A 21,509-nucleotide genomic window follows, 5' to 3' on the forward strand; every position below is an offset into this window, starting at 1 on the left:
CCACGCCGGCGGGGCTCATGCGGCTTTGTTATCGCGCCATGCCGGTTCGGCTGGATGCCTTCATATCAACCCTGCATGGCCTCCGTGCCGCAGGGCCGTGCGAAGCCGCCCTGGGACGCCGTGAGGTCGTCCGGACTTCGGCGGCGAGGACCTGCGTATGGATGCGAAGAGAGGCCCGACCTCGATCACGGGGAGCGCAGCCGGGAGCACCTTCGGTGAGCCTTCTGCAGCTCCAGTCGGGCGTCGGGCTGCTGGTCCTCGCGCTGCTCGCCTGGCTCCTGGGAGGCGCCCGGCGCGGCGTCTCCAGGCGCCTTGTGCTCATGGGCCTGGGCGCGCAGGTGGCGGCCGGCGCCGCGCTGCTGCACGTGCCGCTGCTGCGCGCCGGCTTCGCGCTGGCGGGTGATGCGGTGTCGGCGCTACAGCGCGCGACGACCGCCGGCACCACGCTGGTCTTCGGCTATCTCGGCGGCGGCCCGCTGCCCTTCGCCGAGACCGCGCCGGGCGCGAGCTTCGTCCTGTTCTTCCAGGCGCTGCCGCTGGTGCTGGTGGTCGGCGCGCTCTCCGCGCTGCTCTATCACTGGCGGATCCTGCCCTTCCTGGTGCGCCTCCTCGCCGGCGGGCTGCGGCGCGGCACCGGCCTCGGCGGCGCCGCCGCCTTCTCGGTCGCCGCCAATGTCTTCGTAGGTTCGGTGGAGGCGCCACTGCTGATCCGGCCCTGGCTCGGGCGGCTCTCGCAATCGGAACTCCTCGTCGTCATGGTCGCCGGGCTCGCCACCATCAGCGGCAACATGCTGGTGGTCTATGCCGTGATGATCGCGCCGGTCGTGCCGGATGCGGCGGGGCAGCTGCTGACCGCCTCCGTCATCGCGGCGCCGGCGGCCGTGCTGTGCGGGCAGCTGATGCTGCCGCCCGGCGCCGGCGAGGCCCCGACGGAGGAGGAGGGCGCGGCCCCGCGCCTGCATGCCTCCTCCATGGAGGCCATCGTCGCCGGCACCACCGACGGCCTGCGGCTGCTGCTCGGCATCATGGCCTCGCTGATCGTCTTCGTGGCGCTCGTCGCGCTGGTGAACCAGGCGCTGGAGCCACTGACCGGGCTTTCGCTGCAGGCTATCGCGGGTTGGGTGTTCCGGCCGCTCGCCCTGGCGATGGGCGTGGGACTGGAGGAGGCCGGGGCGGTCGCGCGGTCGCTCGGCGTGAAGCTCGTCGTCAACGAGTTCGTGTCCTACCTCGATCTCGCTGCGCATGGCGGCGATCTCGCCATACGGACGCGGCTGATCCTGAGCTACGCGCTCTGCGGCTTCACCAATTTCGGGTCGCTCGGGATCATGGTGGCGGGCATGAGCGCGATGTGCCCGGAACGGCGCGCGGACATCGTGCGGCTCGGCCCGCGCTCCCTGGTGGCCGCGCTGATCGCCTGCTGCATGACCGGCGCCGTAGTGGGCCTGCTGACGCCGCCCTGAACTGGGACGCGGCTGTTTCCGACCAGGCCGGAGAATCCGGCGCGACGAGCTGCGCCCAGGGAGCACGTGGTCGATGCCGATCTGAAGGTTCATGGATTGACGGGGCTGCGGGTCGCCGATGCATCCATCATGCCGACGATTCCCAGGGCGAACACGCATGCCGGGACGGTGATGATCGCCGAGGTGGCCGCGAGCAGGATCGCGTCCGCGCCTTCAGGTGCCCGGAGCGCCTGAGGGCCCGTCCGGAAGCGTGATTCCGTCCGTGCTGCTCGGCCCGTCTGACCTGACGGGCGCGGCGTGCGCACCGGACTCTTACGCGCAAAGCCACGGCGGCGGATGCCGGCATATCAACCGTGCATGCGCCGCACGCAGCGACTTCCGTCAATCTGGCCGTGACCGAGACACCCGGGACGAGAGCCAGACAGGCGGTATGACCGAGTTGGATACGACGCAGCTGCTGATGCCGATCGCAGGGGACGATCCCTGCGGCGAGGCGCTCGACTACGACCTGGAATTCCTCGCGCTCGAGGCCGCGGCGCAGGGCGGCGGCGCCGATGGCGCCGGCGGCCCTGACTGGAACGAGGTGGGCACGCTCGGCCTGGCGCTGGCCGGGCGCAGCAAGGACCTGCGGATCGGCGTGCTGCTGGCCCGGGCCGGCCTGGCGCTGGACGGCTTTCCCAGCCTGCGGAATGGCCTTGCGCTCCTGGCGCAGTATGTCGAGCAGCATTGGGAGGGCGTGCATCCCCGGCCCGACACGGAGGATGCCGCGGACCAGACCGTGCGCATCAGCGCGCTGACCAATCTCTGCGACCCCGATGGGCTGCTGGCCGAGATCCGACGGCTGCCGCTGGCCCGCTCGCGCATCTTCGGAACATTCGCCTTCCGCGACTGGGTGGAGGCGCAGCGCGCCGAGTCCGCTGGCCCCGACGCCGGGACGATCGCCCGCGCCTTTGAGGACAGCGACGGCGAGGCCCTGGGCACGGCGCTGGACGGGTTGGACGGCTGCCTCGCCGCCGTGGCCGGGCTGGATGCGGCGCTGCGCCGGCGCGTCGACGCCACCGAGGCGGTCCGCTTCGAGCCCCTGGCTGGCCTGCTGCAACAGGTGCGGCAGATCCTCGAGCCGTATCGCCCAGCCGCTGCGCCGGAGCCAGTTGGAGCGCCGCTCGCGGTCGCGCCTGCCCTGGCGCCCGCGAGCTCTCAGATCCGCGACAGGAACGACGTGATCGCCGGTCTCGACCGCATCTGCCAGTGGTACCGCGCGAACGAGCCGGGCAGCCCCGTGCCGGCGCTGCTGGTGCGCGCGCGGCGGCTCGTCGCCAAGGATTTCCTCGCCCTGCTGATGGACCTGGCGCCCGACGGCGCCGCCCAGTTCCGCGCCATCGCGGGCGCCGCCGGCGACGGCGAGTAAGCCATGTACGACCGAGAAGGATGATCCCATGTCAGGTTCCGGCAGCAGCCAGAAATTCATCGCGCGCAACCGCGCGCCGCGCGTGCAGATCGAATACGACGTCGAGCTCTACGGCTCCGAGAAGAAGGTGCAGCTACCCTTCGTCGTGGGCGTGCTGGCCGATCTCACGGGCATGCCGGCGGAGCCGCCGCCGCCCGTCGCCGAGCGCAAGATGCTGGAGATCGACGTGGACAATTTCGACGCGCGGCTGCGCTCCATGAAGCCCCGCGTCGCGCTGCGCGTGCCGAACCGGCTCACCGGCGAGGGCCAGCTCGCCGTCGACCTGACCTTCGAGAGCATGGAGGATTTCTCGCCCGCCGCCGTCGCGCGCAAGGTCGACGGGTTGAAGGAGATGCTGGAGGCGCGGACGCAGCTGACCAACCTCCTCACCTACATGGACGGCAAGACCGGGGCGGAGGAGCTGATGGCGAAGCTCCTGCGGGATCCGGCGCTGCTCGCGGCCCTCGGCAGTGCGCCGAAGCCGCCCGAGACCGCCGCGGAGGAGCCGACGCCATGAGCCAGGCCGTCACCTCCTCCGGCGCGCTCGCGACGGCGGAGACCATCGACGACTTCTCCAGCCTGCTGCAGCGCGAGTTCCGCCCGCGCTCCGACCAGGCACGCGATTCCGTCGAGCGCGCGGTCCGCACGCTGGCCGAGCAGGCCGTCGCGAGCGCTGTGGTGATCGGCGACGACGTCATCGCGACCATCCAGTCCATCGTCGCGGCGATCGACCGGAAGATGACGGCTCAGGTGAACGAGATCCTGCATCACGAGGATTTCCAAGCTGTCGAATCCGCCTGGCGCGGCCTGCATCATCTCGTGACGAACACCGAGACCGACGAGATGCTGAAGATCCGCGTCATGCCGGTCTCGAAGAAAGAGCTCTCGCGCGAGCTGCGGAAGTACAAGGGCGTGGCCTGGGACCAGAGCCCGCTCTTCAAGAAGATCTACGAGGAGGAGTACGGCCAGATCGGCGGCGAGCCCTATGGCTGCCTCATCGGCGACTACCATTTCGACCACTCGCCGCCCGATGTGGAATTGCTGGCGGGGATCGCCCAGATCGCCGCCGCCAGCCACGCGCCCTTCATCGCCGCCGCCGCGCCGCAGCTGCTGCAGATGGACAGCTGGCAGGAGCTCGCCAATCCCCGCGACATCACGAAGATCCTGACCACGCCCGAGCATGCGGCCTGGCGTTCCTTCCGCGAGAGCGAGAACTCGCGCTACGTGGCGCTCACCATGCCGCGCACGCTGGGCCGTCTGCCCTATGGCGCGCGCACCAATCCCGTCGACGCCTTCGCCTTCGAGGAGGAGGCCGACGGCACCGACAGCGGCCGCTACCTCTGGACCAACGCGGCCTATGCGATGGGCGTGAACGTCACGCGCTCCTTCAAGCTCTACGGCTGGATGTCGCGGATCCGCGGCGTGGAATCCGGCGGGCTCGTGGAGGGGCTGCCGGTCCACACCTTCCCGACCGACGACGGCGGCGTGGACATGAAGTGCCCGACCGAGATCGGCATCAGCGACCGGCGCGAGGCGGAGCTCTCGAAGAACGGCCTGCTGCCGCTGCTGCACCGGAAGAACACGGATGTCGGCGTCTTCATCGGCGCGCAGACGGTCAACAAGCCGACGAAGTACAACGACGACGAGGCGACGAAGAATGCCGAGCTGAGCGCGCGGCTGCCCTACATCTTCGCGATCTGCCGTTTCGCGCATTACCTGAAGTGCATGGTGCGCGACAAGATCGGCAGCTTCAAGGAACGGAGCGACGTCGAGTCCTGGCTGAACCTGTGGATCCAGAACTACATCCACCCCTCGCCCGAGCTCGGCAGCGAGGAGAGCAAGGCCGAGAAGCCGCTGGTCGCGGGACAGGTGACGGTCGAGGAGATCCCCGACAACCCCGGCTACTACGCCGCCAAGTTCTTCCTGCGCCCGCACTACCAGCTGGAGGGGCTGTCGATCTCCCTTCGCCTGGTCTCGCGCCTTCCCTCCGCGCAGAAAATCTGACGCATCCCCCGCCATCCTAGAAAGGAACAGCCATGGCCTTCGACGCCGTTCTGTACTTCCCCCGCGACTGCAAGGAGGGCTTCCGGCCCAAGGGCGAATCCGTCCTCTGCGACGATGGAATCACGCTCGCCGACGGCTGGGGCTTCTCGCTGGAGAACAAGCTGAACATCGGCCCGCACACCGGCGGCGCCGGCCTCGGCAAGGCGGAGTTCGAGGTCTTCACCGCCAAGAAGTCGGTGGACACGGCCTCGCCCAGCCTCTTCGTCGCCTGCGGCCGCGGCTGTCACTTCAACGGCGTCGAGCTCAAGCTCTTCCGCGCCACCGGCGCCGGCGAGAACACGAACCAGTCCAACCTGTTCCTGCACTGGACCTTCAACATGATGGCGGTCGAGAAGGTCGAATGGGCCTATGGCGAGGCCATGCCGGAGGAGACCGTCACCTTCCGCTTCGGAGCCTGCAAGATCACCTACAGCAAGCAGGACGACAAAGGAAAGCTCACGGCGGGCGGCGAGTCGGTCTGGAACCAGGTCGCCAACAGCACGGACTTCAACAAGCTCATCGCGTGACCCGAAGCCCAAGGCAGGACCTGGTCCAGCCGTCGCTGCTCGACCGGCTCACCGACGAGCATCCGCAGCGGCAGGCGGACGGCCGGGAGGAGCGCGTCTTCTCGGTCCGCCGGCTGCGCCAGGCGATCCTGCGCGACGTGACCTGGCTGCTCAACGCGGGCAGCCTGGCCGCGACCACCGATCTTGGGCCCTATCCCGAGATCGCCTCCAGCACGCTGAACTACGGCGTCGCCACGCCGCATGGGCTGAGCCGCGAGGGGCTGGACACGGACACGCTGCGCCAGCGCATCGTGACGAGCCTGCGCCGCTTCGAGCCGCGGCTGCTGCCCGCGACGCTCAAGGTGGCGGTGCTGGACGGCAGCGGCGGCCTGCACTTCCGCATCGAGGCCGACCTCTGGGCCGAGCCCATGCCGCTGCGGATGATCATGCGCACCGAGGTGGATGCGGATGTGGATTCCATCCGCGTCGTCGAGATGCCGCACGGGGGCCTCTGATGGATCCGGCCTTCCTGCATCTCTACAACGAGGAGCTCGCCTTCCTGCGCGGCATGGGCGCGGAATACGCGCAGGCCTTCCCGAAGATCGCGGGCCGCCTCGGCCTCCAGGGCGACGAGGTCGCCGATCCCTATGTCGAGCGCCTGCTGGAAGGCTTCGCCTTCCTGGCCGCACGTGTCCAGCACAAGCTCCGCGCGCGCTTCCCCGCCTTCACCCAGCACCTGCTGGAGCAGGTCTATCCGCATTTCCTGGCGCCCGTCCCCTCGATGGGCATCGTGCGCTTCGAGCCGGATGCCGAGGCCGGGCGGCTCGAGCGCGGCTACCTGGTGCCACGCGGCACGCGGCTGTTCAGCCAGCTGCCGCCGGGCGGCTCGACGCCCTGCGAGTTCCGCACGGCGCAGGACGTCTGGCTCTGGCCGATCGCCGTCACCGACGTCGACTATTACGGCGAGCCCGGCCAGCTCGCCGCGCTGGACCTGCCGCGGCAGCCGGAGGCGCGCGGCGTGCTGCGCATCCGCCTGCGCACGACCAACGGGCTGCCCTTCGATCGCCTCGCACTGAAGACGCTGGCCCTGCACTGCCTGGGGCGCGGGGGCACCGGCGCGCTGCTCGCGATGCACCTGCTGGCGGATGCCGTCGCCGTCGTCACGCGGCCGACGGCGCGACCCTTCGCCTGGCAGGAGGTGATGCCGGCCTCGTCCCTGCGTCATGCCGGGCTGGAAGCGGAGGAGGCGCTGCTTCCCCCGATGCCGCGCTCCTTCGACGGATACCGCCTGCTGCAGGAGGTCTTCGCCCTGCCGGAACGCGCGCTCGGCCTGGAGATATCAGGCCTCGCGGACGCGGTGCTGCGCAACGCGGAGGACCAGATGGACCTGCTCGTCGTGCTCCGCCGCGCCGAGCCGCGGCTCCAGCGCCAGCTCGGCACGCAGAGCCTGCTGCTCTTCACGACGCCCGCCGTGAACCTCTTCGAGCGCCATGCCGACCATGTCGACATCAGCGACCGCCGGCACGAGCACCGCGTCGTCGTCGACCGGCTGCGCGGCCAGGACCTCGAGCTGCATTCGATCCTGCGCATCCTCGGGATCGGCGAGGATTCGACGGAGGCCATCGAGTTCCGGCCCTTCTACAACCTCCGCGACCACGGCCGCCGCGGCGGCCATGACAGCTACTACACGCTGCGGCGCGAGGCGGGGCTGCTCTCCGAGCAGCAGCGGCGCCACGGCACCCGCACGGGCTATGTCGGCAGTGAGGTCTATGTCGCGCTGGTCGACCAGTCGGCCTCGGCCTTTTCCGGATCGCTGCGGCAGCTCGCCATCCGCGCCCTCTGCTCGAACCGCGACCTGCCGCTGCTGCTGCAGCCCGGCCACGGCGAGACCGACTTCACGCTGGAGATCGGCGCGCCGGTCGCCGCCGTGCAGTTCGTCGGGCTGCCGAGCCGGCCGCGCGCCTCGCCGGCGCAGGGCGACGTCTCCTGGAAGCTGATCAGCCACCTCTCGCTGAACTACCTGTCGATCACGGGCCAGGAGGGCGGCGGCGCCGAGGCGCTGCGAGAGCTGCTCCGCCTCTACCTCGACGGCGAGGACTCTGCGGCGGCGCGCCAGATCGACGGCATCCGCGACATCCGCTCGCGTCCGGTGATCCGCCGTCTGCCGGGCCGCGGCCAGGGCGCCATCGCGCGCGGGCTCGAGATCGAGGTGACCATGGACGAGGCGGCCTTCGAGGGCGTCGGCGTCTTTCCGCTGGGGGCCGTGCTCGCGCGCTTCTTCGCCAAGTACGTGTCGATCAACGCCTTCACCGAGACGGTGCTGACGACGCTCCAGCGGGGCGAGGTCATGCGCTGGCCCATGCTGGCGGGGCGGCGGGAGATCCTGTGAGGACGGAGCACGCTCGCCGGCTGCTGGAGGAGGTGTCGCAGGCGCCGGAGGCCTTCGACCTCTTCCAGCTGCTGCGCCGGATCGACGCGCTGCATCCGGCGCAGCCGAGGCTTGGGGAATCCGCCCACCCCTCGGCGGATGCGCTCCGCATCGGCCAGCATCCGAGCATGGGTTTCGCGCCGCGCGACATTGCCGGGCTGGAGCCGGGGGAGGGCGGGGCGCCGGCGCGGCTGCGGCTCTTCGGCTTCGGCCTCTTCGGTCCCGGCGGCCCGCTGCCGGCGCATCTGACGGAATACGCGCACGCCCGGCTGCACCAGGCCGGCGATGCGGGCTTCGCCGGTTTCGCCGACATCTTCCACCACCGCATGGCGAGCCTGTTCTTCCGGGCCTGGGCGGAGAGCGAGCCGACGGTCAGCCACGACCGGCCCGGCGAGGACCGCTTCGCGATGCAGCTCGGTGCGCTTGCGGGCTTCGGCATGGCATCGCTGCGCCATCGCGACAGCGTGCCCGATCTCGCGAAGCTGCATTTCACCGGCCGCTTCGCGCTGCACACCCGCAATGCGGAGGGGCTGGAGGCGATCCTTGCAGACTTCGTCGCCGCACCCGTCCGTATCAGGGAATTCACCGCGCACTGGATCGACCTGCCGCCGGCCTCGCGCTGGCATCTCGGTCGCGATCGCTCGAATGGCGAGCTGGGCGGCACCATCATGCTGGGCGCGCGGCTGCGGGTCCATCACCTCCGCTTCCGCGTGATCGCCGGGCCGCTCGACCTCGCCGGTTACGAGAACCTGCTGCCCGGCAGCGCCGGCCTGACCACCCTGGCCGACGTGATCCGCAACTACCTCGGCGACGAGCTCGACTGGCGCGTCACCCTGGTGCTGCACCGCGACGCCGTGCCCGCCGCCCGGCTGGGGCGCACGGGAAAGCTCGGCTGGACCACCTGGCTCGGCCGCCGGCGCTCCACGGCCCATGCCGACGACCTGACGACGGCGCCACCTCATCCTTCACCCTGGAGTTCGCCATGACGGGCATCACGCGCCAGACCTTGTTCGGCAAGCTCAACACGACCTGCTACCGCGCTCTGGAGACGGCGACGGGGTTCTGCCGGCTGCGCGGCCATGCCTATGTGGAGCTGGTTCACTGGCTGCATCAGATCGAGCTGCTGCCGGATTCCGACCTGCGCCGGATCCTCCGGCACTTCTCCGTCGATGAAGCCCGGCTGAGCGGCGACATCACCCGTGCGCTGGACGCGCTGCCGCGCGGCGCCGGCGCCGTGTCGGACCTTTCCGTTCATGTCGAGGACGCCACGCAGCAGGCCTGGCTGAGCGCCAGCCTGGTCTTCGGCAGCGACCGCATCCGTTCCGGGCACCTGCTGCATGCGGGCCTCACGGACCGTTCCCTCGCGCCGCTTTTCCTCGGCATCTCGGGCGAACTGCGCAAGCTGCGGCCGGACACGCTGCGCGCGGAATTCGATGCGACCACCCAGGGCTCGCCCGAGGCGGCCGAGGCGCCGCGCGTGGAATCCGCGACCGCCGAGCAGGGCGTGCTGGCGCGCTACACCGTGGACCTCACGGCCGACGCGCGCGCCGGAAAGCTCGATCCCGTGATCGGCCGCGACGCGGAGCTGCGGCGCGTGATCGACGTGTTGATGCGGCGGCGGCAGAACAACCCCCTGCTCACGGGCGAGGCCGGCGTGGGCAAGACCGCCATCGTCGAGGGCCTGGCGCTGAAGATCGCCGCGGGCGAGGTGCCGCCGGCCCTGCAGGGCGTTGTCCTGCTGGCGCTCGACCTCAACCTGCTGCAGGCCGGCGCCGGCGTGAAGGGCGAGTTCGAGCAGCGCCTCCAGGCGGTGATCGAGGCCGTGCAATCCGCGCCGCGCCCCGTTATCCTCTTCGTCGACGAGGCGCACACGCTGATCGGCGCCGGCGGGCAGGAGGGCACGGGCGACGCGGCGAACATCCTGAAGCCGGCGCTTGCGCGCGGCGCGCTGCGCACCATCGGCGCCACGACCTGGGCCGAGTACAAGCGCTACATCGAGAAGGACCCCGCGCTCAGCCGCCGCTTCCAGGCCATCCCCGTGGAGGAGCCGGAGGACCCGCAGGCCATCGCGATGATGCGGCGCATGGTCGCGGTCCTGGAGAAGCACCACGGCGTGGAGATCCTGGACGAGGCGGTGGAGGCCGCGGTCACGCTGTCGCGGCGCTACATCGCGGGCCGCCGCCTGCCGGACAAGGCGCTCAGCCTGCTCGACACCGCCTGCGCCCGCGTGGGCGTGAGCCGCCATGCCCGCCCCGACGCGCTGTCCCACCGGCAGGCGCGGCTGGAGGCGCTGGCCGTGGAGGGCGAGATCGCGCGGCGCGAGGCCTGGAAGGGCGAGGAGACGGAGGTCCGCCTGGCCCGCATCGAGGACGACATGCTCGCGGAGCAGGCGGAGGTGGCCCGTCTGAAGGCCCGCTGGCAGGAGGAGCTCGACCTCGTGGCCCGGTTGCAGGCGGCGCGCGCGGCCTGGCGCGGCGAGGGCACGCGCGAGGCGCTGGCCGCCGTGCAGGCAGAGCACCATCAACTGGCGGGCGAGGCGCCGCTCGTGCTCGACCAAGTGGACCGCAACGCCGTCGCGGCCATCGTGCAGGATTGGACGGGCATTCCCACCGGCCGCCTCCTGAAGGACGAGGCGGCCACCCTGCTCTCGCTCGCCGATGCGCTGGCCGCGCGGGTGGTCGGCCAGGACCACGCGCTGGAGGCCATCGCTCGGCGCATCCAGACCAGCCGCGCCGGCCTCGAGGATCCGGCCAAGCCCATCGGCGTCTTCCTGCTCTGCGGTCCCTCGGGCGTGGGCAAGACCGAGACGGCGCTTGCGCTGGCCGACGTGCTGCTGGGCGGCGAGAGCGACCTCATCACCATCAACATGAGCGAGTTTCAGGAGGCGCACACCGTCTCCTCGCTGAAGGGCGCGCCGCCCGGCTATGTCGGGCACGGCCAGGGCGGCGTGCTGACCGAAGCCGTGCGTCGCCGGCCGCATGCGGTGATCCTCCTCGACGAGGTGGAGAAGGCGCATCCCGACGTGCACAAGCTCTTCTTTCAGGTCTTCGACAAGGGCGTGATGGAGGACGGCGAGGGGCTGCGCGTCGACTTCCGCAACACGCTGATCCTGCTCACCTGCAACATCGGATCGGAGGAGATCGCGCAGCTCTGCGCGGCGACGCGCCCCGATGCCGCGACGCTGGAGGCGGCGCTGCACGACCCGCTGCTCGCCGTCTTCCCGCCGGCGCTGCTCGGCCGCATGGTCACGCTGCCCTACTACCCGCTCAGCGCGTCCATGCTGGACCGGATCGTGCGGCTGCAGCTCGACCGCGTCGCCGAGCGGCTGGAGCGCGCGCACCGGATCGCCTTCACCTATGCGGAGGGCGTCGTCGCGCTGATCGCCGCCCGCGCGCGGCACGCGGACAGCGGCGGGCGGATGATCGACGCGATCCTGACCCACAGCCTCCTGCCGCGGATCAGCCGCTACATCCTGGGCGCGCAGCGGGACGGCGAGCGCCTCGGCGACGTCCGGCTCGACGTCGCGGACGGCGAGTTCCTGTTCCGCTTCGATGCCGACGCGCCGGCCCTCGCCGAGATCGGCGCGTGAGCGCGACCGCGCCTTCCGTCTCCGAGCTCCTGCGCGACAACCGATTCGCGGCCGTCACCTCCGCGGCCTTCGCGCTGGAGGATGTTCGCCTCCGCTCCTTCAAGGGGACGGAACGCCTCGGCGAGCCCTTCCGCTACGAGGCGAAGATCGCGAGCCGCGATCCCATCCAGGGCTTTTCCCGCATTCCCGGCCAGTCGATGACGATCGGCATGAAGCTCCGCGGCGCCGACGCGCGCTTCTTCAACGGCATCGTGACGCGCTTCGAGTATCTCGGCCTCGACGACACGCGGCGCCCGCACTACGCGGCCGAGATCCGCCCCTGGCTGAGCCTGCTCGCCTGGCGCCGGAACCACCGCATCTTCCAGAACCGGACGAGCCTCGAGATCGCCGCCGCCATCTTCGGCGAGCACCGGGGCCGCTTCGTCAACCGCGCGGGCGGCCGCGTGCCGCGCCGGGAGTATTGCGTCCAGCATGGCGAGACCGACCTGGACTTCGTCAGCCGCCTCCTGGAGGAGGACGGCATCTACTACCACTTCACGCACACCGAGCAGCGGCACGAGCTCGTGCTGCTCGACGACGCCGCGCGCCATCCGGCCTGCGATCCGGATGTCGTCGAGACCCACCAGAACCTGAAGCAGTTCCGCCACCTCGACGACATCTTCTGGCACTGGCGGGAGAGCGTGGAGCTCACCAGCGCCAAGGTCGTGCTCGACGACTACGATCCGGAGAAGCCCACGGCCGAACTCGCGGCGCTGGCGGAGGTCATGCCGGTCCGCACCGGCGGCGTGCCCATGATGAGCGGCACCGCCGCGCCGGCGCCCCGCCTCGGCAGCGGCCCGCGCATCGGCACGACGAAGGGCATGACCGTGCCCGGCGGCGGCGCGCCGCTGGCCGAGGCCTTCGCCTTCCCCGGCCGCTACGCCGAGCGGCGCGACGGCGAGTTCCGGGCGGGAATCCGCGCCGAGGAGATCGCCTGCCGTGCCTATCGCGTCCGCATCGAGGGCAGCGCCCGCCAGGTCTCGGCGGGCTCGATCTTCCGGGCCGCGAATCCCTTCGACATTGCCGACAAGGCCATGGCCCCGCCGCCGGACGAGCGCTTCCTGGCGGTCGGCGTCGAGTTCGAGGTGCTGGGCGACGTCGGCGCGGTCGCCGCGGGCGACGATCCCTCGCTCTTCTACCGCAGCACCGTCGAGGCGATGCCGGCCACGACCCAGTTCCGGCCGCCGCTGCGCACGCCGAAGCCCAGCAGCGGCCCGCAGACCGCTGTTGTCGTGGGCCGGCCGGGCGAGACGATCACCACGGACCGCCTCGGCCGCATCAAGGTCCAGTTCCACTGGGACCGCGAGGGCCGCCGCGACGAGAACAGCTCCTGCTGGATCCGCGTCGCGCAATGCTGGGCGGGCAAGGGCTTCGGCGGGCTGGTGATCCCGCGCGTCGGCCAGGAGGTGGTGGTCGACTTCCTCCAGGGCGATCCGGACCGGCCGATCGTCGTCGGCGTGGTCTACAATGGCGCCAACATGCCGCCGGAGAGCCTGCCCGACCAGGCGACGCGCTCCACCTTCCGCACCCGGACGGACGGCCGCGGCGCGCTGGCCGCCTACAACGAGCTCCGCTTCGAGGACCGCGCGGGGGCCGAGAACGTGCATCTGCGCGCGCAGCGCAACCACACGGTGGAGGTGAAGCGGCTCTTCGCCCTGGAGGCCGCGGAGGGCGCCGCGATCAGCTCGGCCGGCGCCAGCATCCTCGAGAGCGGCGTCCGGCCCGGTGCGCCCATGGGCAGCCGGATCGAGGTCACGCCCGAGGGGATCGCGCTGCGGGTGGTGGGCGCGGGCGGCGACCAGAGCATCCTGATCGGCGCCGACGGCATCACGATCAGCGGCAGCGGCATCCGGCTGCTCGCCAACGGACCGATCCTGGGCACCTCGCCGATGCTGCCCCTGCCGCCACAGCTGGCGCGCCCGGCCATGCTGGCGGTCAAGCGCGCCGCCGTGCAGGCGCAGTTCCGCCGGACCGGCGAGGCGGCGGAGACGGAGAAGGATCAGGCCTGAGCGGCCGGCGCCTGACCCGGGAGGATCCGATAGGGGGTCACGCTGGTGTAGGTGGTCCCGCGAATGGCGTAGTACTTCCTGATGGCGTCGAAGAGGTCCTCGACATCCTGGGGCTCGACCGCGAGTTCTCCCAGGTTGGGATCGAAGACCCGGAGCCGCCGGGTCCTGCTCCAGGCCGGCGGCCGATAGACGGCGATGGCGTGACCTTCCCCGTACCCGCCGAGCGCCAGCAGCCTGTAGCCAGGCTCACTCAGGTACTCCGGCATCCTCGCGCTGTCGAAGGGGACCGTATCCCTCTCCGGCGTGGCCTCCAGGCCTTCCACCGCGAGGGCCTGCCTGATGGCCGTCGCGTTGGCCTCGCCCGCGTCCAGCGGATTCGGGCCGGTTCGGGCGTCCTGGCGCATCATCTCGTAGGATTCCTGGAGATCCAAGGCCGCCGTGAGCCTGTCCAGCAGCTGCATGTCTTCGCTCCGCCGGTCCGATCCGGCTCGCGGAGCCTGCAGATGCCGCCTGAGCCAATCGGTGGAGAGGCCGACACAGGCGCCGTTGCCGACACGGTGCGCGAGGTTGTGGGCCGCAGCGGTGGCGTCCAGGTCGTAAGGGCGTCGGTTGAAGGTTGCCAGCGCTTCGTCGATGCGCCTCCTGGCCTCCGCCTTGTCGCCGAGATGAGTGACGTTCGAGAGGTCCGGCCGGTTCGGCCTGCTCCGCCACCGGTCCGGCACCACGCAGCCGCAAAGCGCATCGAGCCACGCTGGCAGGCGCGGCGCCGCCTGGCCGCTCACGAATCGTCGCGGCCGGACAGGTAGGGGCCAGCGGCAGACCTGATGGTCGAGCTCTGCTGCAGCTTGTAGTTCCGTTCCAGCTCGGTTCGCCGGCGGCCGATCTCGGCGTCGATCCGCGACAGCCGGGCGGCGTTGGGCAGGCTGTCCAGGTTGGTGCCCATCGTGTCCGTCAGATGCTGCAGGCGGTTGAAGAGGCCCCTGATCGCCGTGACCTCCTGCTCAGCCGGCTCTCTTCCGTCGACCTTCTCCAGCCCGGCGCTGAGGCTGCCCTTGCAGGATGTGAGCGTCTCCAGCTGCTCGTCCAGCAGCCGCAGGCGTTCCCGGATCGGCACGAGGCAGCGCTCCGTCAGCTCGGCCCGGGCGTCGCGGATCGCCCCATCCCGCTTCAGCGCGTCCTTGGTCTCCTTGTGCGGCGGCTGGGTGCACCGCGCGATAGCGGCCCTCCGTGCGGTGTCGGCGGCCGCGAGCGCCTCGACGGCCTTGTCGAAGGCGATGCAGGCATCCAGGGGATGGCTTGTCGTGCCGAGGGTCGACACCTCGCCCCTGGCCGCCTCGTATCGGGTCAGCGCCTTGGTGAGGCCGGTGGGCAACAGGGTCGCGGCCCGGTTCTTCTTCCACCAGCTGGAATCCAGTCGAAAATGGTCTCCGGCTTTCATGCTTGTCTCCATGCCGCGGGGGATCTTCCGGAGACCGAGCATAGGCCGCGAATTTTACCATAACATATTGAAGGTCATGCACTTTTGATATGACGCCATCGCCTCATCCGGCCCGGCTGCCCTGGAGGCCGGCCCGCAAGGCCCGCGCCAGCTCGTGGCTGTCCGGCGGGTATCGCAGGATGTCCGTGACGCCGCGGGCGGCCTCCTCCGCGTCGATCCGCCCGGTGGCCGGCACGGCGAGGATCACCGCCAGGCCCGGCTTCGCGCGTCGCAGCTCATCCGCCAGCCTCAGCGCCGATGCCGCCGGCCCGGGGTCGCAGAGGAGGGCGAGGTCGAAGCGGTCCGGCGTGGCGCGGATCGCCTGCAGCAGCTCCTCCGTCCCGGAGAATCCGACCGGCTCGTAGCCCAGCATCGCGAGCATCTCCTCCTCGATGGCCAGCCGGTCGGCGAGCGGATTCAGCAACAGCACCGTCTCGCCCTCCCCGAATCCGGGTTCCGGCGGCGCGGCGCCGTCCACGGCCGACCCGGCCGGGCTGGCGGGCAGCCAGATGTCGAAGCGGCTGCCCCGTCCCGGCGTGCTGCGCAGGCCGATCGCGCCGTCATGGCCGAGCACGATCTCGCGGACGGTGGCGAGGCCGAGCCCGTGCCCGGCGGCCCGGGTGGTGAAGAAGGGCTCGAAGATCCGCCGGCGCAGCGCCTGATCGATCCCCCGGCCGGTATCCGCGACGGAGAGGAGGATGTACCGGCCGGGCATCAGCTGGCCCTGGTCCAGCCGGCGCCGATGCGTGATCTCGCGCTCCTCCACGCTGATCGCGATGGTGCCGGCGCCGCCCATCGCCTGGGCCGCGTTCCCGCACAGGTTCAGGATCACCTGCTGGAGCTGCGCCGCGTCGCCGGACAGCACGGCCGAGGCGGGGATGCTGCCGACCCTCAGCTCCACGCCCTCCGGCAGCGAGGCGCGCAGCAGGGAGGCGGCCTCCTCGACGAGGCCCTGCACGCCGACGGGGCGCCGGGTCGTCGCCCGGCCGTGCCCGAAATCCAGGATCTGCGTCACCAGGTCCCGCGCCTTCTCGCCGGCCCGCCGGATTTCCAGCAGGCTCTCGCTCCGGCGCGGATCCGAGGGGGTGGAGGCCCCTTCCGCGATGTCGGCGTAGCCGAGGATCGCGCCGAGGATGTTGTTGAAGTTGTGCGCGATCCCGCTAGCGAAGCTGCCCAGCAGCTCCATCCGGCGCGACTGCTGGAGATGCGCCTCCAGCCGCTGCCGCTCGTGCTCCAGCCGCGCGCGCTCGACGAGGTTGGCCACCGCGTCGAGGGCCAGCCGCAGGGGCGCGAGGTCGGGCGTGGCGGGCAGCTTCAGGCCCGGCCGCGCGATGTCGCATCCGAGCAGGGCGGTCGGGTTGCCGTCCGGATCGGTCCTGAGGGCGGCGACCCAGCCGTGCAGCCCGGCGCCGGACAGCTCGGCCCGCAGGCCGTCCGGCAGGCGGTCGCCGGGTGCCACGCGCAGGATGCTCTCCCCGGCCTGGCCGAGCCGCGCGGCCAGCGACCAGGCCCGGGCCGGCCAGCCCGCGCTCCGCGCCGTCCCGGGCGCCTGCCAGACATAGTTCTGCGCATGCGGCCCGGTGAGCAGGAGATAGGCGCGCGCCGCGCCCAGCTCCGCGGCGATGCGGCCGAGGCCGCGCTCGACCTGCGCCCGCACCTCGGCCGGGCCGGTGGCGATGAAGCCGGTCGAGATGTCCGCGAGCATGTGCTCGAAGGCCGCGCGGCGGGACTGGGCCCGGCTGTGCGCCCGGATGTGGAAGCCGAGCCCGGTCAGGCCGGCGAGCAGGAGCACCGACACGCCGTAGAGCGACAGGCGATAGGTCAGGGACACCCGCCGGACCGCCTCCTGCCGCAGCAGCAGCTCCTCGCGGATCGCCAGCCGCTGCGGCTCGCTGGCCGCGGCGAGCAGGCCGCGCAGGTTCCGGTCGGCCACGGGCATGAGGTCGATCAGGAGGTAGCCATGCGCCAGCAGCGCCGAGACCTCCACGCTGGCATCGGGCCGGGCGGGCGTCGCGGCGAGCATCTCCAGCCCGCGCCGCACCTCCTGCGCCCCGTCGGGCGAGGTGCGGAGCGCGAAGTCCAGCATGGCCGAGGCCAGCGGGCCGGCGCCGGGCACGGCCGTCGCGCCGTCCTCCGGCAGGGCGAGGCGCCGCGCGATCTGGCCGAACTGGGCGAGCGAGTTCTGCAGCAGGGCGTTGGTGGACTTGAACTCCTCCAGCATCGAGGCCTGGCTCTCGCGCCAGCTTGCGAGCCGCTCCACCAGGGATGGCGTCACGAGGCCGGAACGGCCCAGCTGCTCCACCGCATCCTCGAGCTGCTGCGCCGTGCTCACCAGGGGATCGTAGTTGCGGAGGATTCCGGCCCGGGCGCTGAGCACGTCCCGGAGCAGGCTGCTCTCGGCGAGCTCCACGTGGTCGAGCACGGCGAAGGCCTCCCGGAAGGCCCGGGAATTGTCGTCGAAGCCGCGCAGCAGCAGCCAGGTGAGGACCAGGAGCGAAAGCCCCGTCGCCGCGGCCAGGAGAGGAAGCCGCGTCACGGTCGCGCCGCGGGGGGCGGCGCGGTGAGGGTGGCGCCGCGCCAGGTACCGGTCAGCGAGCGGAGGAAGGCCGTGATGGCGTCCACCTCCTGCCCGGTGAAGACGCGGTTGAGCTGCGCGAGCCCCATGCCGCGGACCGCCTCTTCCAGCGTCGCCGCGCTGCCGTCATGGAAATAGGGCGCGGTGACGCCGACATTCCGCAGGCTCGGCACCCGCAGGAGCTGCGGCTCCGGCGAGGCGAGGGGATGGAAGATGCCGTGGCGCTGGAACAGGTTGCCGCCGACATTCGTGCCCTGGTGGCAGGAGGCGCAGCCGACCATGCGGAAGAGCTGGTAGCCGGCCTGCTCCTCGGCGGTCAGCACCGTCGTCTCGCCGGCGAGCCACCGGTCGAAGCGGCTGCCGGGGGTGAGGAGCGAGCGCTCGAAGGTCGCGATCGCGTCGAGCAACGCGGCGCGGTCCGGCGCCCGGCCATAGGCCGCGCGGAACGCCGCCTCCATCTCGGCATCGGCGGCGAGGCGGCGCAGCACGGTCGGCAGGTCGGCATCCATGACCAGAGGGTTCAGCAGGATCGCCTCGGCCTGCGCCTCCAGGCTTCGGTGGCCGCCCTCCCAGTTCAGCCGGAAGTTGAGGGCGGCGTTGAAGACCGTGAGGGTGTTGAGGAACAGCTCCTGTCCGTCCGGCGACAGGTCGCGCCGCCCGCCGCTGGCGCCGTTGCTGCGCATGTCGTGGCAGGACGAGCAGGCGCGCGTCCCGTTGCCGGAGAGGCGGGTGTCGTGGAACAGCCGTTCGCCGAGCGCCAGCCGCGCCGGATCGGCCGGCGCGGCGGCGGGCAGGGGCGAGAAGGGGTCCTGCCCATCCGCCCCGCGCGGCGGCCGCGCGGGACCCTGCGCGAGGGCGCCGCCCAGGAGGAGCACGGCGAGGAGGCCGAGCCCCATCCAGGCACCGATGCGCCGGACGCCGCCCCTGCGGGGCCCGTGCAGCGCCAAGGCGCCTCAGCCCCGCTCGACGGGCAGGGTGAAGACGTAGCCCACGCCGCGTTCCGTGCGGATGATGCTGGGCTCGTTCGGTTGGACCTCCAGCTTCCGCCGCAGCCGCAGGATCTGCACGTCGATGCTGCGGTCGAAGATGTCCTCGTGCACGCGCGTCGCCTGCAGCAGATGCTCCCGCGTCAGCGGCCGGCCGGGGGCATCGAGGAAGGCGGTCAGCAGCGCGTACTCGCCCTTGGTGAGCCGGACATCGGCGCCCTGCGGGTCGCTCAGGCGCCGCGCCCGCCGGTCGAGCCGCCAGCCGCCGAAGACCTGCACGTCGCGGCCGCCGCGCCGCGTGGGCGCGCGCCCCGCGTCGCGGCGCAGCACCGCCCGGATCCGGGCGAGCAGCTCGCGCGGGCCGAAGGGCTTGGTGAGGTAGTCGTCGGCGCCGAGCTCCAGCCCGACGACGCGGTCGACCTCGTCGCGGCGATGGCCGGTGATGATGATCACGGGCACGTCCGATCGCGCGCGGACGGCGCGCAGCAGGTCCAGCCCGTCCTCGCCGCCGAGCCGGAGATCCAGGACCACGAGGTGGGGCTCGTCGGCCGTGAATTCACGTTCCATCTCCTGCCGGCTGGCGGCCGAGGCGACCCGCAGCCCGTTCTCCGAGAGATAGTCGATGATGAGCCGGCGCAGGGCCGGATCGTCCTCCACCACCAGGACCCGCGCTGGCGCGATCAAGGTTGTCGTACCCTCCTGCCGTTGAGTGGCATTCGCAAATACAAACATATGTCTCGCCCTATCTTTCTCTGAATGTGGCGGCGCGGGGCGCGCCTGCTTGCTCTGGACTCCTTGTTCGTTCCCCACCCGTGAAACTCTCGCCGGGGCGCCGTCTTCGGGCGTCGCCGGCGTTATCCGAATACTTGCAGGCCCCTTGGTGGCCCTTGCGGACGACGGTGATGATCGGGCCTCTGCATCGCCGCTGTCTGTTCCCGGTGGAACAGCGCTTTTCGGTGACGCCGGTAACATCCACGTCGATGAGCCGTGATCACTTCGCTGCGACCTGCCCGTCGGTTGCGGTGCGAGGACCGGTGAAAGCGCGGCCCGGCCCTCCGGACCCTCGCGATCCGGTGTCCCTCCATCGCTATCGTTCCCGCAGCGGCATCCCACCTCCAGATGGCATGGATAGATTTGAACGCATGTAAATCACGGGGTCGTGAACATTCTTGCTGTCGACAAGTGGACCCGGCGCATCGGATCGGCTGCAGATGCGGTTGGGGCAAGTACAGGTCGGCATCGTTGGATTCTTCGACAGGGCCGTGATCCCATCGTGAGACATTTTGTCCGGACCGATAGGTCTGCAAGGGCACCGTTGCTTCACTCTCGCGCCGGAACGCCAATTCGCCGGACCGTTTCCTCCAGTCAGGCCGATTCGGCCAGCGAGGAGCGGCAGCTACCGCCGTAGCACGGCGCCGCCGGGCGACACGGTTCCGTAGCCCGGGCCTGGCCAAGCTAGGGGCGGCGTGAGCCGGGCCGTGCTGCGGCGCCGGCTCGCCCGACCCCTGGCAACCGCTCCTGGAGGACAACAATGGACCCGGAAAAGACCCGATCGCTGCTCCCTTTCCTGAGACGCCTCGCCAGGATCAGGAACACCGGTGACGGAGAGGCGCCGAACGAGGAGGAAGGCCAGGACGCCGAGCGATGGAACCCGCTGCAGATGGAGGTGGACGGGGACACGTTCCGCAGCCTGCAGCGCTCGTATTGGATCGACCACAGGGACGCCCTCACGCGTGCCGCGGGGACCGGCCTCGGCCAGGCGCTCGACGAGCTGAATGCGGCGAGGGGCGATGTGCGATGGCGGGACCTTCGCATGGAGGGAACGCAGGCGGACCGCGCGCCGGGAAGGCAGATCGCTTCGCTGACGAATCTCTTCGCGTCGGCGAATGCCCAGGTCGCGGGGCTGGAACGCCTCCGGGGAAGCCTGTCCGAGGTCATCGACAGGGCGGCCTCGACGAGGCAGCGCGTCACATCGGGCGCTTCCGTCAGGGCCGCCTGCGACGAGATCGGCGCGGAGGCGAGGACGTTCTCGCGCGGGATCGAGGTGCCGTTCCTCGAGGAGTCGCTGAGACGGAGATATGCATCCGCCATGGTGGCCGTCGCGGCGGAGGATCTCAGGCACTCCGCGCGGGACGCGATCGAGCTCGTCGTGGAGACCAGGCGGAATGCGCAGCGGATCCACGAGACCGCCGACAGGAGGCTCATCGAGGAGAACGAGCGGATCACGCAGCAGATCCGCGAGGCCGCCAGCCGGATGATGGCGGACCTGTCCACCCTGATGGACATGGCCGACAGCGGGCTGATCGCCGGGAACGACGCCGTGGAGGAGTTTCACGGGGCCTTCGACCATTGGTTCAGGGCCCACCAGGACATGGGCTTCCTCCAGAATCTGCTCGGGGAGATGGAGGCCAGCAGGGAGCTGAATCTCCGGCTCGGCGACGCCGGGCCGGAGGCTGCGCCCGCCGCGCCCGAGCCCCCGGCGCAGCCGGGCGCGTCGCAGACCCCGCCGCTGGATGGGGGACGCCGCCCCGCCCCGCCCCGCCCGGCCGGTCCCCGCCCAATGAAGCCGGGGCTGGACCGGCCGAGCCGGCTCCAGCCTCCGACCGGGGCGGCGCCATCCGGCTCCATGGACGACGCCCGGCATCGGCAGCGGGCCGTCCAGACCCTCCAGGATGATTCCGGCGACCCCGCGGCAGAAGCACCGGAGGACCCGGCGCCCGGCGGAAGCCAGTGGTGACGCCGCGGCGATCATCCCCCGCCTCCAGCTGGGCGCGCAGGGGCCGCGCCCGGGTGCCGGCCCATCGCGCGGTCCTCGGCCCGCTACGGCTGTAGCCCGAACGGCCGATCCGCAGCGCGGCGCGACATCAAGCTGAAATCCGCGCCCGGCATATCCCGGTCCGACAGCGCCGGGCCTCAAACGCCCCGTGCCGCAACGCGACGGTGGAGTGGG

Annotated in this window: 17 protein-coding genes; 12 read left to right on the forward strand and 5 right to left on the reverse strand. The window is 71.3% G+C overall.

Translation table 11 applies throughout. The annotated features are described in order from the left end of the window. Positions 1-215 precede the first annotated feature (215 nt). From AC1ROY_RS13135 to AC1ROY_RS13185, 11 genes are all read left to right on the forward strand, one after another. Positions 216-1,460 carry a NupC/NupG family nucleoside CNT transporter gene (locus AC1ROY_RS13135; protein WP_493149275.1) on the forward strand — a complete coding sequence of 415 codons (1,245 nt, stop codon included), beginning with the start codon at positions 216-218 and terminating at the stop codon, positions 1,458-1,460. A gap of 12 nt (positions 1,461-1,472) precedes the next feature. Continuing rightward, the gene (locus AC1ROY_RS13140) at positions 1,473-1,694 is read left to right on the forward strand and encodes a GMC oxidoreductase (protein WP_493149465.1); all 222 of its coding nucleotides are present in this window, start codon (positions 1,473-1,475) and stop codon (positions 1,692-1,694) included. Positions 1,695-1,890: 196 nt separating this feature from the next. Further along, on the forward strand, positions 1,891-2,868 hold the full coding sequence (tssA, locus tag AC1ROY_RS13145) for a type VI secretion system protein TssA (protein WP_493149276.1): 978 nt from the start codon (positions 1,891-1,893) through the stop codon (positions 2,866-2,868). A gap of 28 nt (positions 2,869-2,896) precedes the next feature. Then, positions 2,897-3,424, forward strand: coding sequence for a type VI secretion system contractile sheath small subunit (gene tssB, locus AC1ROY_RS13150; RefSeq protein ID WP_493149277.1), 528 nt, complete (start codon positions 2,897-2,899; stop codon positions 3,422-3,424). Beyond that, on the forward strand, positions 3,421-4,911 hold the full coding sequence (tssC, locus tag AC1ROY_RS13155; protein ID WP_493149278.1) for a type VI secretion system contractile sheath large subunit: 1,491 nt from the start codon (positions 3,421-3,423) through the stop codon (positions 4,909-4,911). The genes tssB and tssC overlap by 4 nt, the downstream gene beginning before the upstream one ends. A 32-nt stretch (positions 4,912-4,943) precedes the next feature. Continuing rightward, on the forward strand, positions 4,944-5,477 hold the full coding sequence (locus AC1ROY_RS13160; RefSeq protein WP_493149279.1) for a type VI secretion system tube protein Hcp: 534 nt from the start codon (positions 4,944-4,946) through the stop codon (positions 5,475-5,477). After that, positions 5,474-5,971: a type VI secretion system baseplate subunit TssE gene (gene tssE, locus AC1ROY_RS13165; RefSeq protein WP_493149280.1), complete on the forward strand. Its 498-nt coding sequence runs from the start codon at positions 5,474-5,476 to the stop codon at positions 5,969-5,971. The genes AC1ROY_RS13160 and tssE overlap by 4 nt, the downstream gene beginning before the upstream one ends. Then, positions 5,971-7,845 carry a type VI secretion system baseplate subunit TssF gene (gene tssF / locus AC1ROY_RS13170; protein ID WP_493149281.1) on the forward strand — a complete coding sequence of 625 codons (1,875 nt, stop codon included), beginning with the start codon at positions 5,971-5,973 and terminating at the stop codon, positions 7,843-7,845. Before tssE ends, tssF begins: the two co-directional genes overlap by 1 nt. Then, positions 7,842-8,870: a type VI secretion system baseplate subunit TssG gene (gene tssG / locus AC1ROY_RS13175; RefSeq protein WP_493149282.1), complete on the forward strand. Its 1,029-nt coding sequence runs from the start codon at positions 7,842-7,844 to the stop codon at positions 8,868-8,870. Before tssF ends, tssG begins: the two co-directional genes overlap by 4 nt. Then, a complete protein-coding gene (gene tssH / locus AC1ROY_RS13180) occupies positions 8,867-11,473 on the forward strand; it encodes a type VI secretion system ATPase TssH (RefSeq protein ID WP_493149283.1) in 2,607 nt (868 codons plus the stop codon). The genes tssG and tssH overlap by 4 nt, the downstream gene beginning before the upstream one ends. Then, positions 11,470-13,521, forward strand: a complete 2,052-nt coding sequence (locus tag AC1ROY_RS13185) for a type VI secretion system Vgr family protein (protein ID WP_493149284.1) — start codon at positions 11,470-11,472, stop codon at positions 13,519-13,521. Before tssH ends, AC1ROY_RS13185 begins: the two co-directional genes overlap by 4 nt. Here AC1ROY_RS13185 and AC1ROY_RS13190 read toward each other — a convergent pair. From AC1ROY_RS13190 to AC1ROY_RS13210, 5 genes are all read right to left on the reverse strand, one after another. Beyond that, complete coding sequence (locus tag AC1ROY_RS13190; RefSeq protein ID WP_493149285.1) at positions 13,512-14,303, reverse strand: YopT-type cysteine protease domain-containing protein; 792 nt, start codon at positions 14,301-14,303, stop codon at positions 13,512-13,514. The genes AC1ROY_RS13185 and AC1ROY_RS13190 overlap by 10 nt on opposite strands. Further along, positions 14,300-14,959: a hypothetical protein gene (locus tag AC1ROY_RS13195; protein ID WP_493149286.1), complete on the reverse strand. Its 660-nt coding sequence runs from the start codon at positions 14,957-14,959 to the stop codon at positions 14,300-14,302. The genes AC1ROY_RS13190 and AC1ROY_RS13195 overlap by 4 nt, the downstream gene beginning before the upstream one ends. Before the next feature lie 103 nt (positions 14,960-15,062). Beyond that, positions 15,063-17,534 (reverse strand): two-component system VirA-like sensor kinase, encoded by a 2,472-nt coding sequence (locus AC1ROY_RS13200; protein WP_493149287.1) that lies wholly within the window; start codon positions 17,532-17,534, stop codon positions 15,063-15,065. Continuing rightward, positions 17,531-18,469 carry a cytochrome-c peroxidase gene (locus AC1ROY_RS13205; protein ID WP_493149288.1) on the reverse strand — a complete coding sequence of 313 codons (939 nt, stop codon included), beginning with the start codon at positions 18,467-18,469 and terminating at the stop codon, positions 17,531-17,533. The genes AC1ROY_RS13200 and AC1ROY_RS13205 overlap by 4 nt, the downstream gene beginning before the upstream one ends. Positions 18,470-18,526: 57 nt before the next feature. After that, positions 18,527-19,243, reverse strand: coding sequence for a response regulator (locus tag AC1ROY_RS13210; RefSeq protein ID WP_493149289.1), 717 nt, complete (start codon positions 19,241-19,243; stop codon positions 18,527-18,529). Between the two features lie 847 nt (positions 19,244-20,090). Between AC1ROY_RS13210 and AC1ROY_RS13215 the strand changes: the two genes are divergently transcribed. Continuing rightward, complete coding sequence (locus AC1ROY_RS13215; protein ID WP_493149290.1) at positions 20,091-21,296, forward strand: hypothetical protein; 1,206 nt, start codon at positions 20,091-20,093, stop codon at positions 21,294-21,296. The last annotated feature ends 213 nt before the right edge of the window (positions 21,297-21,509 follow it).

It is taken from the genome of Roseococcus sp. GW821-FHT12F05, assembly GCF_058806835.1.